This is a genomic window from Flagellimonas crocea (assembly GCF_033441595.1).
GTDB classification, from domain to species: domain Bacteria; phylum Bacteroidota; class Bacteroidia; order Flavobacteriales; family Flavobacteriaceae; genus Flagellimonas; species Flagellimonas crocea.
On the sequence record NZ_JAUZVX010000004.1, the window covers coordinates 426,248 to 441,772 of the forward strand.

A 15,525-nucleotide genomic window follows, 5' to 3' on the forward strand; every position below is an offset into this window, starting at 1 on the left:
AACACTGCTTAAGCCTTTTTTAGAAGACTTAAGCAGTGTTTGGTAAAACTAACTAACTCAATAACTATCTATTATTTTTAATAACCAGGGTTTTGATATGCATCTTTCTCAGCCTCAGTGGCTTCCATTGCGTCCAACTGACCCTGTGGTATTGGACGTAGGTAATGATAATCTTCTATAGTACGTTCAAACGTATCCGGTGTATGATCGCCATAATTGACCCCGGCAATACGATAGGTGCCCGCAATTTCTTCCCATTTTTGGGTACGGACCAAATCATACCATCTATAACCTTCTCCAAAATATTCTCTTGAACGTTCTGCCAATATGTAATCAATATCGATTACAGCAGGGGTTTCAGCGACCAGCGCCGCACTGTTGTCCTCGATTCTTTCCATTTGTTCGCCATTGTCAAAACGCCACATACCAGCTCTGGCACGAATAACGTTTATCAGATCCCTTGCAGTTTTACCGCCTTGTGGAACTGCTCCTTGAACGGCGGCTTCTGCAGCAATAAAGTAAAACTCTGAGAATTTAGCTATCGGGAAAGGACGTGTTAATCCAGCGTTTGGAGCACCAAGACCTCCGTTGTTATCTGTTCTATATGTTCCGAGTTTCCATAGACCAGGATATACTACCCTGCTAATGGCTCCAGGTTCGATAACAAAATCTGCACGGCCCGGAAGTACTCCAGCACCTACGTTACTTTCTCCTTGTCCGTCTGGATACACTACATTTGGATTGTTTTCATCCAAGAAAGTCAAAATAGCATCCCCTGGTTCCACTGGCAAACCGTTGGCATTAGGGTAACTCTCTGTTGCATCCCCACCTTTGTCCCAGTTACCTCGGTAGCTGGTAACGAAAGTACCATCATACCTGGAATCCAAGTCTTTTTCTTCGAAAGTTTCCTCGAAAACATCTACTGGTGGTGCCATCCTAGTCCATGGACGTCCATAGCTCTGGGCTGCTTCACGCTGAACGGTACTTGCACCTGAACTTCTGATTACCGTATAGTTCCAAGTGGCCATCCAAACGGATGCGTTGTCCTGTCCACCGGAAATACCCCAGTTTAAGTCAGCTCCATTATATATTGCACTTTCTTGAGTGTGATCGGCGTAGAGCATCATTTCATCGTGGCGATCGTTAGGTGCCCAATGTACATCGTAGAAATAATCCAATAATCTGTATGGACCAGGATTATCGATTGCCGTAGCGGCAATGTTATATGCTTGCTGATAATACCAAGCAGCATCACGTCCATCTGGGTCGGTTCTAGGAGCCTCTGGATATGTAGGTATGTTGTTTGGATTTTCCAACCACCATGCATAGGTCAAATAGGCCTTCGACAAATACAAACGAGCCACATTTTTAGTAACCGTACCTGTTAAACGTGGAAATTCGGGAAGGTTATCAATCGCTGTCAACAAATCTGGAAAAATTGCCTTGGTATACACTTCGGGAACTGTATTACGTACAGAACCTCTGTTTGTGGAAGTGTTAAACTTTAGTTCTCCTGCTCCCAAATCCAGGGGTACCCCACCGTAGGTCTGAACCAATAGAAAGTAATCGAATGCACGGAAGAACCTTGCTTCAGATACTAGTGATTCATCTATTCCAACAGCTTCGGCATTTTCAATGATACCACTTGCTGTGTTTATCGCCTCAAAACAGCTGAACCAAGGTCCTGCTGGAGGTGCACTTGTGGATATGATGGACCCCACTCCGGACAAATCCATGTCCCTAAAGTTCCCATCGGCACTTTGGGCCCAAGTATATTCGTCCGTACCAGTTTCGGTTGAGTTGTAATAGTTCCATGCCCCATAGAGAAATCTAAGATGCACATACAAGGAGGTAATTCCACCTTCCACCCCTGTTTCTGTCTGGAAGAAATCAGGAGTAAAGACACTCCTAGGCTCTTCTTCAAGGATGTCATCAGTACAAGAACCTATAAATAACGTTACAGCCAGAGTAGCCGCAAACATCATTATTAATTTAAGTTTTTTCATAATCCCTTTTTTTTAAAATGTTAAGTTTAATCCAAGCATGAAATTACGTGTGGTAGGAACGTTTGCTCCGATTGTGGCGATACCTCTTGAAATAAATCCGCTGGTACCGGTGGCAGAGTTCTGTGCATTACCATTGTTATCCACTCCCGAGTTTGTTTCAGGATCCATACCGGATTCCCTGTGGAAGGGTGAAAACAGTACAAATGGATTTTGAACGGTTGCGTATAACCTTAGATTTGACATTCCAAATCCGCTTACTAGGTCTTGGTCAAAATTATATCCCAAGGTCATCGCCCTTATTTTTAGATAGGATCCATCGAAGTATCCCATAGTGGTTCCATACTTTGGCCCATCACCTGCCTGAATTCCTCCTGGAGCAGGGTATTTGGCATCCGTATTTTCCGGTGTCCAGTAATCTACATTGATATTGTTTCTCCTACCGGTCAACAAGTTAAGGTAACCATTGGAAGAGTACAATGTACTTACCGCTATACCTCCACTCTTAAATACACCCACAACATTAAAATCGAAATTTTTATATGCCAATCGTGTATTGAAACCACCTTGAAAATCAGGGGTTGGATCAATCACTTGTCTATCATCTGCATTGATCTGCCTCACAGGAGAGCCATCTGGATTGTATTCACCTGTGTACTCTACCTTGATCATACCTACGTTACCTCCTGGCTCCAAGGTCTGAAGGTATTGGTAGTCCGGATCGGTCTCATTCCACAATCCAATTTTATTGTAGTCAAATATTACGTTGATCGGAGACCCGACAAACCATAATTGACCAACATTCTGTTCCTCGCCACTGGCCAAGGAAGTAATTTCGTTTCGGTTTGTGTACAAGTTGACACCAAAATCCCAAGTTAGTCCATCAGGATTGTCCAAAATAGTGGCATTCAACGCAACCTCCACACCTTTGTTCGTAGTGGATCCAATGTTTCCTACAAAGGAACCAACACCAGAGGATGATGGCAGCCCTACACGATACAAGATATCGTTGGTATCGGTGGTGTAATATTCCACGGAACCGGACAATCTATTATTGAAAAGTCCAAAATCGATACCATAGTTATAGGTTTCGGAGAACTCCCAACCCAATGTATTGTTAGGAAGTTCCTGTACAAAGTAACCCGTTGCAAAGGTTTCTCCGAAGTTATAGTTTCTTACTCCCAAGTTACCTAAAGTAGCATAATTGTTTACGGCCTGATTGGATGTTTCACCATAACCCGCACGGAATTTAAGAAGGTTCACCCACTCGACACTGTCCATAAATGGCTCGTTACCAAGATTCCAACCTACAGAAACCGCAGGGTAGGTCACCCATTTGTTACCGGGTGCCAATCTTGAAGAGCCATCCGCCCTTACCGTGGCAGTAATCAAATATCGATTGTCATATTGGTACATGGCCCTACCCATATAGGACAACAAACTGTTTTCTTGATACTGACCTCCGTAGCCTGTAATATCTTCGACGAGAGCAGGTCCTAAATTATAAAACAAGAATTGCTCATTGGGAAGATTCTGTACACTTAAATTGGTATCATCATACTTTGTGTTCTGGGAAGAGAACAGCCCGACCACGTTCACCTGATGCTTGTCCGCAAAAGTTCTATCATAGGTCAACAAGTTCTCAATAACATAATCCGTGGTAAGGCTACTGCTTACACCAGCACCATTTGGAGCTAATGGGTTTACGTTGGCAACACCTTCACCGGTGAAGTTACCATCTCTGCTCATTCTCAGGTTAAGACCAATGTTCAAACGATATTTTAGACCCTCCACTCCTGGAATCGCAACTTCTCCGTAAAGGTTGTTATAGGTACCAAAATCCTTTTGAAGATTTACTCGCCCATAACCGATATCGGCAAGGGTACTTCTTGTGGTCACCCAAAAGTCATCCAAGGGCATGCTCACCACTCTTTTTAAACTACCGTCCTCGTTGTATGGATCCAGAATTGGCGTGGCGCTAAGGCTTCCATATAGACCTTGGCCAGCCGCATTGGTCAAACTGTAGTTCATTACAGAATTCAAACCGAATCGGAAGGCTCCTATCTGCTGATCCACCTGAGCTCGCAAAGAGTATCTTTGGAAAGATTCAACTGGTAGCACCGAAGTTTCTTTAAAATATCCGATACCAATACTATAGGTTCCTGTCTCACTTCCACCGCTAACCCCGATATCATGAGAAGTTTGAAGGCCTGAGCCATAAATCAAATCTTGCCAATCCGTGTTTACCGAAGGGTCTTCATCAACCCCTGTAGCGTATAGTGGATTACCATCATTGAATAGTCCGGTCGCCTCTCTCAAAGCGTTGAACTGTTCCGAATTCATCATGGGAAACTTGGCAAAAACCTCTTTGGTAGCATAATAGGTGTTATAGGTGAATTGTGCCTTTTGACCTTTTTTACCAGTTTTGGTCGTAATCAAAATAACACCGTTGGCACCTCTAGAACCGTAAATTGCGGTTGCAGAGGCATCCTTCAATATCTCCAAGCTTTCTATATCATTCAAATTGATGTCGTTCAACCCACCTGAAAAGGGAATGCCGTTCAAAACAATCAACGGGCTGTTACTCCCTGTCAACGAACGCACACCCCGAATTCTAATTTCGGTATTGTTGGCCCCAGGTCTTGTACTGGTCGTTGAAATGTTTACACCAGGAGCTCGTCCCTGTAGCGCTTCCTGAAAGTTCGCTGCCTGAACCTCCGCCAGTTCGTCCCCTTTAATGGAAACTACGGACCCGGTTACCGCCTCTTTGTTCTGTGTACCGTAACCAATAATTACAACTTCACTTAACGACTGCAAGTCGTCTTCCATGGTAACATTGATTTGTGACCTTCCATTGACCGGCACTTCCTGGGTTTTAAAACCGATGTAGCTGAACACTAACGTGCCATTGGACGGTACATTGATGGTGTAATTTCCATCGAAATCGGTTGCAGTACCGTTTGTAGTTCCTTTTAGGATAACATTTACCCCTGGGATTGGACCTCCTCCATCAGAAACAGTACCCGAAACGGTAGTCTGGGCATTCATTCCAGAGCAGAACAGCACTGTAAGGAGAATGAATCCAAGCCACCTTAAGTTTCTTCCTTGAGTTAATAAAAAGTTTGTCATAAAATTTAGTTTAAAGATTGAGTTATCATATCAAATGTTTAATAAAGTTCTTGGAACATCCCAAGCTTGAAAAAATATATCTAATCTCCTGCTGAACAAACCTTTTTAAAATCAGACTTTTAGCTTATCTGGCGGCTATCAATACCGGACTCAAAAGGTCAATTAAATATGGAATCAACATATGTTATATTACCATAATTATGTTCTATATTAACAAATGTAGAAAATACATTTATAAAAAACAACCGATTGTGCATATTTTTAAAAAAAACTTAATAATGTCTAAATTGTGTTAAAGTCAGGGGGTTAGCACAAGTTCACCAACGGTGTTCGAACAACAGCAGTTTCCAAAAAAAATTACTTGTTTATAGCTTATATGGCTTTATTGTTTTTATTAGTCCATTTTCATCATGTACAATCTCGCTTACCTTAACGGACCTTAGATGGGTTACTCCTTTTGATAAACTGGAATCATGATAGAACAAATACCATTTATCTTCCACTTTGCAAACAGAATGGTGGGATGTCCATCCTACCACGGGCTCCAAAATTTTTCCCTTGTACGTAAATGGTCCATATGGGCTATCCCCAATTCCATAACAAATAAAATGCGTGTCCCCTGTGGAATATGAAAAATAGTACTTGCCGTTATGTTTGTGGAGCCAGGCCGCTTCAAAAAACCTTCTATCATTGTCCCCTGCCAACAATGGGTCACCGTTCTCATCGATGAGCAAAACATCTTTGGGTTCTTCGGCGAATTCCAAAAGATCATCCGTCATTTTTGCGATTTTGGGCATCAGGGCCGTTTCATCGTCTTTTGGCAAATGAGCCGTGGGGCTTTCGGGTTGTGAAGCGTCATATGTTCCGGTTCTCCAACGTTGTAACTGACCACCCCATAGACCTCCAAAATACATGTAATAGCTTCCATCCTCGTCTTCAAAAACAGCTGGGTCAATGGAAAAACTTCCTTTAATGGCTTCTGGTCGGGGGGTAAAAGGACCCACTGGGGAATCGCTCACGGCCACGCCTATCCTAAAAATATCATCATGGCCTTTTGCCGGAAAATATAAATAGTACTTTCCGTTCTTGTGCGCAGCGTCCGGTGCCCACATTTGTTTTGCCGCCCATGGCACATCGTCCACATGCAACGCAACACCATGATCTACACCTTCACTATCAACACTTTCCATGGATATTACGTGATAATCTTCCATGGCAAAATGGCTTCCAAGATCATCAAAGGCTTCGCCCCCATCAATATCATGGGAAGGGTAGATGTAAATTTTCCCGTTAAAATAATGGGCAGACGGGTCTGCCGTGTAAATATGGGATACAATCGGTTTGGAAATAGCTTTCTCGTTTAAAAGGTCAAAGTCAATATGATCAATATTATCTTCTGGCATCTTCTGTACTTTAAATTATCTTCTTTCTTTTAAGTCGTTTTCAATCTGCAACTCCATTTTTTTATTGATTTCATAGAAAAACAATAGTCCTACGCCAATTAAAAATGGTATTGCGGGATAAACGCTTACCAATAACCTGGTTCCTTCTACGGCACTCTCAGGCTGAACCGTTTCCACACCGGCCACAGCAGCTTCTTTTGTAATGTAATCGTAGAGGCCCAGTATCCAGGCCACCAATGCACTGCCTATACTCAAGCCCCCTTTTAGACCCACCATCATAGCAGAAAAAATAATAGCGGTGGCCCTGCGGTGCGTTTTCCATTCCGAATAATCGGCAACATCGGCGATCATGGTCCACAAAATGGGCGTGCTGATACCATAGAAGAACATATGTAATATCTGAGCCCCAAAAATGATTCCTACTGCTTTTGGTGGAAAAAAGTAAAACGAAAGAATGAAAAGGGTAGAAATAAACAGGGAGGCTCCAAAAACATTTCGCTTACCGTATTTGTCCGCCAGAGTTTTGGACAGACCTATCCCGATCAGGCCAATAAGAATGCCCCCGCCATTAAAAACGCCCAATCCCAACGAAGTATCGTTCTCAAAGGTTGGCAAAAAGGGTTTCAATGGATTCAAAAACGCATTCAAGCTGCTTTGGTCCACGTAGTTTTCAAAATAATACACATAAGACCCGCCCTTCATGGCCAAAGTAATGAACACCAAGGTGGTGAGGGACAACATGATTATCCAAGGCTTGTTCTGAAACAAATCCGCCAAATCCTCTTTGATGCTTGACTTCTGTTCCGGTTTTGGAACCACGCGCTCTTTGGTTGTAAAAAATGTGATAAGCAGCATAATGGTACCTATGACGGCCAGCCAGGTCATTACCGTTTCCATTCCAGCGGCTTTGTTTCCATCACCGGCCTTTAAGATCAGGTCGTACATAAACACCTGTACAAAAAACTGAGCTCCCATCACGGCGATAAAACGATAGGCCGAAAGACTATTACGCTCTTTCATATTACCCGTGATCACGCCACTCAGAGCTGAATACGGCAAATTATTCGCCGCATACAACAAAAGAAGAAGCGTATAGGTGACCGCTGCATAGATTACCTTCCCTTTATATGAAAAGTCCGGTGTACTAAAGGCCAACATGGCCGCTACCCCTAAAGGAACGGCGGTCCATAAAATCCAGGGCCTAAACTTTCCCCATCTACTCACCGTCCTATCGGCGATCACTCCCATCAAGGGGTTAAAGGCAAAGGCTGCGATCAGCCCCACTACCAACGTTACTGCAGAGGCATCATTGGCCTTGAGCCCATAAATATCGGTGTAAAAGTATGCTAAGTAGGTAACCAGTGTTTGAAACACCAAATTGGCAGCCAGATCTCCTAGACTGTAACCAATTTTTTCCTTTACGGATAATTTTTGTGAATCCGGATTCATCTAAGATCAATTAGCAAGTTGCTGTTCATCAAAACGTTCTTTTAGGGCCATTATACTATCATAAGCCGCTTTTGGCTTTAAATCCCTATCAAACAATAGCGGGTAGTTGGTCCTGCCCCGAATAGGGAAACCGTTCAGCCACGATTGTCCATCGCTTACTCCCCAAAATGTAACTCTGCTGATCTTATCCTTGTGTTTTAAAAATAGATTGAAAATATCCTTGTATCGGTTTGCCAATTTCACCTGAATTGAATCTGGGAGACCATCTTTGTAAGGGTTCATGCCCTCACTGTTCTCAAAGTTTTGACTGATTTCTGCTCCTTCCAGGTCCCAAGGGTTTGGAAGAACACTGATATCCAATTCAGTGATAGCCACCTTGACCCCAAGCGCGGAATAATCAAGTATGCTTTGTTCAATCTCCTCCAACGATGGCGAATTCAAGTGCCAATGTCCCTGCATACCTATTCCATCCACTTTTATACCTTGATCCAATATATTCTTTACCATAGTGATGGCTCCCTGCCGTTTTTCAGGATTTGTCATATTGTAATCGTTGTAATAAAGATCGGCTCCGTTGTCCACCTCGGCGGTCCATTTGAATGCAGAGGCCAAATAGTCCTCGCCCATTTTTTGAAGAAAGATGGAGTTTCTCAACGTACCATCTTCATTCAGCGCTTCGTTGACCACATCCCAAGAATCAATCTTGCCCTTGTACCTAGTCGCAATATCCTTTATGTGTTTTTCGGTCGCGGCCGCAAACTCCAGGCTGTCTTCAATCTCGCTGAACCATGGGGACAACTGACTATGCCATACCAGTGTATGCCCATGAACGAACATATCGTATTTTTCACCCAAGGCCACAAATTTGTCCGCCATGTCAAAATTAAAAGTGTCCCGCTTCGGGTGAATGTGCATGGATTTCATCATGTTTTCAGCAGTAATGCTGCTAAATTCTTTGCCCACGATACCTGCCATTACGGAATCCGATTCCTCAATTTGAAATCTGTTCAGCGCCGTTCCAATGTAAAAAGCATCTTGATATGCCTGCCTCAGTGTTTTAGGATCCGAAGGCTTCTCCGCCACTTGTGTACAGCCTACGGCCAAGCTTCCAAGAACGACGGTGGATAAAAATAGTTTTAGTGTTTTCATGTGTCTTATAATTGGTTTATTCTGTTTGCTCGTTCAAAAAATGAATTTTCAGTTTAATATTTTGAATATCAATCTTTGTTTATTTACCTCCATCATTGGGCTACCTTTGTACTCTCTGGTGGCCCTAAATAGGTGTCCTTCAACTTACTGTTTTCCGTTTCGATAATAATTCTTTGAAGAACAAGACCTTCATCCACGCGATAATAATTCAAGGTGTGGTTTCCGGGTTGATTAATTTCAAATGAGGTTGTTATCACTTTTATATTGTCGCCCACATTGTTGTGCCAATTTTCCGGAACCTTGCCATTGTAGTTAAAAATGTTTGGGTCTGAGTCGTAATTTACCTTAATAGGCGCTTGATTGTCGAAAGACAATCCATAGTACATTCCCTCTCTAGTGGCATAATTGATGGTCGGGGAAAAATACATGTGCACTTTCACCTCTCCCGTATTTTGAAAATTCACGTTGTAGGAAAGCCTTGGAGATTTTTTTGATAGCTCCACCCGACCTTGTTGTATGGGCAACGAGATTACAGAGGACCCTGTTTTGCCGAGATTGTCCACCACCTTCCATTCAAAAGATTTAGGTTCGTATGACTTAGAGAAATTGGCGGCATCAATAGCGATAAAGCCATTGTTTTCAACAAAACCTTCCACCTTACCTGTATTGTAATTTTCTATCTTGATTTGAACAGGAATGTTTTTACCTACTCCCGAGATTACGATGGCAGATTGATTTTTACCCGAAGGTGCTTTGCTCCAGTCAATGGAAACTGACACAGTTTTTTCTTCGTCGACCGTACCTTCTGCTTCTGAAAGTTGAATCCAGTCCGCCTTGCTCTGAATGGAATAATCAAAACTTTGCTTGCCCCGATTGAAGATTTCAATTGTATATTTTTGGTCATTTACAGGATCAAAGGTAGGAAGCAGCGCATCGTTGTTATCACCGGACCACCATTCCTCCGAATTTTGGATCGTAACCCCAATTTCGGCGTCATCCGCAATATCAATTTTAAATGTTTCGGGCATTCGGTTGAACCTAGGCTCTTGCCAACTCATATAACCAATGTGGTTTTGTGACATCATATGGTTCCATTTGCCATCGGCCATTTCGGTATGGTAATACTCCGTAAGTTCCCTGTCTTTCATAAACAGCTCTCTTACCTTGTCTGCATAAGCATTTGCCGAGGCCCTGCCCTGTTTTGCATAAAAATTGTTTTTTGCAGCGCTAACGTAAAGCTCGTTTAAATTGGCACTGGCCAAAACTGGGAAGAGCACCAACTGGTAATAGGCATCCTTGTACATTTCTGGGAGTCCATCATATATACTTTGTGCTTTTTCGGCAAGCGCATTATACGTGTTCACTACCTCATCGGCTTCATGATAATTCATAAGGCTAAAAGTGGAAGGATCTATCAGTTCATGCTTTCTTCGGGCATTGTACTTTGTATATTTTTTCATGATATCGGCAATGGCTTTGGTCTCGATACCATTAAATACCTCATTTGCCCAATGGGTATAATAGCCATCTAGATTATCGGCATTCCATGCATCTGGATCCCACGCATAGTCCAAAAAGAATTCCACAGGAAACTCCATAGGCTTGATATCCCCTACATTTACGATCCAAACCTTGTTAACCCCATGTTCGTAAGCGAGATGCATTTGTTCCCAAGTGCGTTCAATTTGATTGGTATTCAACCATTTATAATTCCTGGGACCTCCCACATAATCAAAATGATAGTAAATGCCATATCCTCCCTTACGCGGTTCCGCGTCCAAACTTGGAAGTTTTCGAATATTTCCCCAGTTATCGTCACACAGTAAAAGGGTCACGTCTTCGGGAACTTCCATTCCCTTGTCATAATAATCCTGTACTTCCTTGTAAAGTGCCCAAATTTGAGGTGTTTCTTCTGCAGGCTTACCCGTTACGTCTTCTATGATTTCCCGTTGGGTCTCCACCACATCTTCCAAGAGCTCAATAGCGGTCCCCTCGCTCATGGATTCATCACCGTCTCCTCGCATTCCAATGGTAACAAGGGTTTCCTTGTCCCCCATTCGCTCAATGCCTCCCCTCCAGAATTCTTTTAATTGATCCGCATTGGTTTCGAAATTCCATTCCTCACCTCCAAAATGGGACCATTCCGCATGGGAGCGTGTCAATGGTTCATGGTGGGATGTCCCCATCACAATTCCATATTCATCCGCAAGCTCACCGTTCTTGGGATCGTCCTCATAGAACATTCGTGGTTGCCACATGGATGGCCAAATGTAATTGCCCTTCATCCTTAATATGAGTTCAAAGACCTTATCATAAAATTCCGAATTGAACTTTCCATAATTCTCGCCTACCCATCCCGTTAAGGCCGGAGCTTCGTCATTAATAAAAATTCCCCGGTATTTAACTTTGGGCTCACCTTTGGTGTGCACTCCGGGCAAAACATGCAATTCGGATTGTTTCTCGGCAGGCACATCGGCCCAAAAATGCCATGGATGCACCCCTATTTCATTGGAAAGGTCGTAGATACCATAAATAGTCCCCCTTTTGTCCGAACCGGCAATCACCAATGCCTTTTTAACACCGGGCATCGGGTTTTCTACAATTTGGGTCGTGAATTTTTCCCATTTGCCCTCAAGCTGCTTTGCGTTTATCTTGCCGCTTTTAGCCAATTCATCCACAATAGGACTTTGGCCCAAGGTGCCGATGATGATGACATTGCCCTCCATAGAAGCGGAATCCATCAAAACTTCCGGGTTTATATCGGTTACATTCAGAATATCCTTTTGAAGGTGACCCACCACACGCTTTACACCCGCAAAATCGTTACCGCTCACCAAAATAGGGGCCACTTTGCCTTGGGAGGCCAACGGGAATGTTTTCTGAGTAGCGGCGGTTACAACATACCCATCAGTAATTTGGGCGTAGAGGCCATTGGCCATACATAAAAGCGATATAATTATTAAGGTCGTGTTTATAATTTTCTTTGAAAAGATCATAGGTGTATAACTGAGATAGGCTTTGTAATTGATTTTTTGACTGATGGTTTTCTTATAATCTACCGTTTACGCATTGTGTTTAGTTTGAAGAAATTGTGATTACATGCTTTGTTTTATGTTCAAAATCCATACGATTAACCAATAATCAACAAGTTCTGAAGCCCACGCACTTGTGATGCCTTAAGCACCCACAGTAACAATCCGAAATACGCATGCTTTGACTCTTTAAATGAAAATCTATGAATTTATACCTCTAAAAATTGTGAAGATAATAAAAAACGATTAATTACAACCGATTGTGTAAAAATGATATTGCTTAACTTTATAGCGTAAAAATGTATCAATAAAAGATGAACAAACTTCAAGTCCTTATTTTTTCCGTATTCCTTTTTTCTTGCAGCGTAGCGGTAAACGCCAATATCAAATTGCCCCAATTGATCAGTGACGGTCTGGTTATGCAACGGAATGCAGAAATACCTGTTTGGGGGTGGGCAGATGCCAACGAAAAAGTTACGGTTTCCTTCAACGGGAAAACATATACTGCAATTACTTCATCCGCTGGTAAATGGCAAATTACCCTACCAAAAATGAAAGCTGGCGGCCCCTTTACCATGAAGGTTTCCGGAAAAAACATGATTACAATCAACGATATTTTGATCGGGGATGTGTGGCTGTGTACCGGCCAATCCAATATGGTACACCAACTGGACATTCATGATGTGCTTTATGCCGATGAAATTGCTACGGCCAATAACCCTAAAATCCGACACTTCAAAATACCAACAACGACAAGCATCTCAGGCCCAAAAGAAGATTTGGAAGGTGGTTCCTGGCAAAAAGCCGTGGGGGAAGAAGTGCGTCCGTTCTCAGCGGTAGCCTACTTTTTCGCCAAAAAAATCTATGAGAAATACGGTATTCCCATTGGTCTGATCAATGCCAGTGTTGGTGGAACCCCAATTGAGGCTTGGATTCCCGAAGAAGGGTATTCGGATTTTCCCGAAATCCTAAAGATCATCGAAGAAAACAAGGACACCGCGTATGTGAACAGCCTCCGAAGAAACCAGCCCAATTTTAATCGGGAACCCGAAAAAGTCAAGGACAAGGGGCTTATTGGGGCTGTCAAATGGTACGAGGTAGATTTTGAACCAAAAAACTGGAGAAGAATAAATATCCCTGGATACTGGGAAGACCAAGGTGCACGAGACCTGAACGGGGTTGTGTGGTACCGCAGGGAAATTGATATTCCAAAATCCATGGTGGGCAAAAAGGCCCGGGTATTTTTAGGAAGAATCGTGGATGCGGACGAACTCTACATCAACGGTGTATTGGTCGGAAATAAAACTTACCAATACCCTCAACGAAGGTACAGCGTGCCCGATACCCTTTTAAAGGCAGGGAAAAACACTTTTGTCGTCCGTGTCACCAATACACGTGGCAAAGGCGGTTTTGTGCCGGACAAACCATACTACATTTTTACCGAAAAAGATACCGTTGACCTCAAAGGTTATTGGGAATATAAAGTTGGGGAAGTCTACAAACCCTTTGATTTTTCTGCATTTGCAAACAACGATTCGGATTCCCCAAGACCTCGGAGAATAAATCCACAAAACGAGCCCACTTCCCTGTACAACGCCATGGTTGCTCCATACAAAGATTATCCAGTAAAGGGAGTGCTCTGGTACCAAGGGGAAAGCAATGCCGGAGAGCCCCAAAAATATGAAGGGTACATGCACGCTTTGGTTGCCGGTTTACGAAACGTTTTTGACGATCCGGAACTTCCGTTCATATACGCCCAGCTTCCCAATTTTATGGATGTAACCTATCTGCCCACCGAAAGCAATTGGGCCGAATTGAGAGAGGCGCAATTAGAATCACTATCAATTCCAAACACAGCAATGACGGTGAATATAGAATTGGGGGAATGGAACGATATTCACCCCGATAATAAAAAAGATGTTGGGGAGCGCATGGCATTGGCAGGCTTAAAATTGGCCTATGATCAAGATATTGTATATTCCGGCCCACTCTATAAAAACCATAAGGTCGAGGACAATAAAATAATGCTCTCTTTTGACCATGTGGGCAGTGGCCTTACCACCAATGATGGGGAGCCATTAAGTGAATTTGCCGTGGCCGGGGAAGATAAAAAGTTTGTTTGGGCAAAAGCCAAAATTGAAGGTGATCAAGTTATCGTATGGAGCGATGAAATATCCGACCCAAAATACCTACGTTATGCATGGGCCGACAATCCGGACAATCCAAATTTATACAACAAAGAAGGTTTGCCGGCTTCGCCTTTCAGGATTGCCATTGAAGATTAAATAAAGACCGAAAAGAAGTCATACTTTTTTGGAAGATTCCCTAACCAGGACCTCCGTATTCAAGAACGCGATTTGCTTTACGATATCGCTCTTGTGCTTGGAATTCCGTAACCGCTTGAATACGATTTCTGCAGAAGTTTGCCCCATTTTAAAGGCTGGATGTGAAACGGTAGATAGATTGGGGTCCACAATGCTGGAAATGGGGTCGTTGTTAAATCCAATAATTGCCAATTCTTCGGGTACCTTGACCCCTTGTTTCTCTGCTACCTGTATGGCACTTACGCCTAAAATATCCCCCGGTGCAAAAATACCATCGGGCGGTTTTTGCAGTCGAAGTAATTTTAAAGTCGCCTTTTTCGCTTCTTCGTAGGTAATCTTGTCCACCCGCACAATCAGCTCATCATCTATGGGCAGGCCATGCTCTTCCAAGGCTGCCAAGTATCCCTGCTTTCTTTCATAATAAATACTGAACTCCAGCCCGGCGGTGATATGGGCGATACGTTTGCACCCTTGTGAAATTAAGTGTTTGGTGGCCTTGTATCCCGCATTAAAATTATCTATCACCACATGATACGTATCAAAACTCTTGGGGACCCTATCCACAAAAACCAGAGCCGTATCGTTTTCGATGAACCTTTTAAAGTGATCGGTATTCTTCGTTTCCATCGCCAAGGAACAGATAACCCCGCTGACCCTATTGTCGTACAGTGACCGGGTCAGTTCAACTTCTTCTTCATAGGAATCATGGGACTGCATGATGAGTACCGTGTAGCCGGCCTTTTGGGCCACTTCTTCTATACCGCTGATCAATGAAGAAAGGAAAGGCTGCGTTATTGTGGGCAGCAGCACTCCAATGGTTTTCATCTTATTGCCCCGGAGACTGGCGGCTAAATTATTGGGTCGGTAGCCCATTTCCGCCGCTGTCTTCTTTATTTTTTCAACTGTTTTTTTACTGATGGTAGGATGTTCCTTGAGGCCTCTTGAAATGGTCGATGTTGCTAAATTTAGTTTTTTCGCAATATCGTAGATGGTAACTTCCTTTTTGCCCTTCATTTTGGATTTTTTGGGAAATCAA

General features: G+C 43.1%; 8 protein-coding genes. 1 reads left to right on the forward strand and 7 read right to left on the reverse strand.

What is annotated here, in order from left to right; translation table 11 throughout:
* Positions 1-77: 77 nt before the first annotated feature.
* The 6 genes from SD449_RS15310 to SD449_RS15335 all read right to left on the reverse strand — a co-directional run bounded on the left by SD449_RS15310 (position 78) and on the right by SD449_RS15335 (position 12,072).
* Positions 78-2,006 carry a RagB/SusD family nutrient uptake outer membrane protein gene (locus tag SD449_RS15310; RefSeq protein ID WP_318311770.1) on the reverse strand — a complete coding sequence of 643 codons (1,929 nt, stop codon included), beginning with the start codon at positions 2,004-2,006 and terminating at the stop codon, positions 78-80.
* 12 nt (positions 2,007-2,018) lie between these two features.
* Positions 2,019-5,132, reverse strand: a complete 3,114-nt coding sequence (locus SD449_RS15315; RefSeq protein ID WP_318311771.1) for a SusC/RagA family TonB-linked outer membrane protein — start codon at positions 5,130-5,132, stop codon at positions 2,019-2,021.
* 365 nt (positions 5,133-5,497) lie between these two features.
* A complete protein-coding gene (locus SD449_RS15320) occupies positions 5,498-6,535 on the reverse strand; it encodes a glycoside hydrolase family 43 protein (RefSeq protein WP_318311773.1) in 1,038 nt (345 codons plus the stop codon).
* A 15-nt stretch (positions 6,536-6,550) separates the two neighbouring features.
* On the reverse strand, positions 6,551-7,984 hold the full coding sequence (locus SD449_RS15325; RefSeq protein WP_318311775.1) for an MFS transporter: 1,434 nt from the start codon (positions 7,982-7,984) through the stop codon (positions 6,551-6,553).
* A 6-nt stretch (positions 7,985-7,990) separates the two neighbouring features.
* A complete protein-coding gene (locus SD449_RS15330; RefSeq protein WP_318311777.1) occupies positions 7,991-9,133 on the reverse strand; it encodes an endo-1,4-beta-xylanase in 1,143 nt (380 codons plus the stop codon).
* 92 nt (positions 9,134-9,225) lie between these two features.
* Entirely contained in the window at positions 9,226-12,072 is a 2,847-nt protein-coding gene (locus SD449_RS15335) for a glycosyl hydrolase 115 family protein (RefSeq protein WP_318311778.1), read from the reverse strand.
* A 407-nt stretch (positions 12,073-12,479) separates the two neighbouring features.
* On the opposite strand from SD449_RS15335, the gene SD449_RS15340 reads away from it, so the two are divergent.
* The gene (locus tag SD449_RS15340) at positions 12,480-14,450 is read left to right on the forward strand and encodes a sialate O-acetylesterase (protein ID WP_318311780.1); all 1,971 of its coding nucleotides are present in this window, start codon (positions 12,480-12,482) and stop codon (positions 14,448-14,450) included.
* Between the two features lie 18 nt (positions 14,451-14,468).
* Here the strand turns inward: SD449_RS15340 and SD449_RS15345 are convergent, their stop codons facing one another.
* A complete protein-coding gene (locus tag SD449_RS15345) occupies positions 14,469-15,503 on the reverse strand; it encodes a LacI family DNA-binding transcriptional regulator (RefSeq protein ID WP_318311781.1) in 1,035 nt (344 codons plus the stop codon).
* Between the last annotated feature and the right edge of the window lie 22 nt (positions 15,504-15,525).

What these genes read in the sequence shown, in the direction of transcription:
- SD449_RS15330 (WP_318311777.1), bottom strand. Translation starts at nt 9,133, where the DNA reads ATGAAAACACTAAAACTATTTTTATCCACCGTCGTTCTTGGAAGCTTG.
- SD449_RS15315 (WP_318311771.1), bottom strand. Translation starts at nt 5,132, where the DNA reads ATGACAAACTTTTTATTAACTCAAGGAAGAAACTTAAGGTGGCTTGGA.
- SD449_RS15335 (WP_318311778.1), bottom strand. Translation starts at nt 12,072, where the DNA reads ATGGCCAATGGCCTCTACGCCCAAATTACTGATGGGTATGTTGTAACC.
- SD449_RS15325 (WP_318311775.1), bottom strand. Translation starts at nt 7,984, where the DNA reads ATGAATCCGGATTCACAAAAATTATCCGTAAAGGAAAAAATTGGTTAC.
- SD449_RS15320 (WP_318311773.1), bottom strand. Translation starts at nt 6,535, where the DNA reads ATGCCAGAAGATAATATTGATCATATTGACTTTGACCTTTTAAACGAG.
- SD449_RS15340 (WP_318311780.1), top strand. Translation starts at nt 12,480, where the DNA reads ATGAACAAACTTCAAGTCCTTATTTTTTCCGTATTCCTTTTTTCTTGC.
- SD449_RS15345 (WP_318311781.1), bottom strand. Translation starts at nt 15,503, where the DNA reads ATGAAGGGCAAAAAGGAAGTTACCATCTACGATATTGCGAAAAAACTA.
- SD449_RS15310 (WP_318311770.1), bottom strand. Translation starts at nt 2,006, where the DNA reads ATGAAAAAACTTAAATTAATAATGATGTTTGCGGCTACTCTGGCTGTA.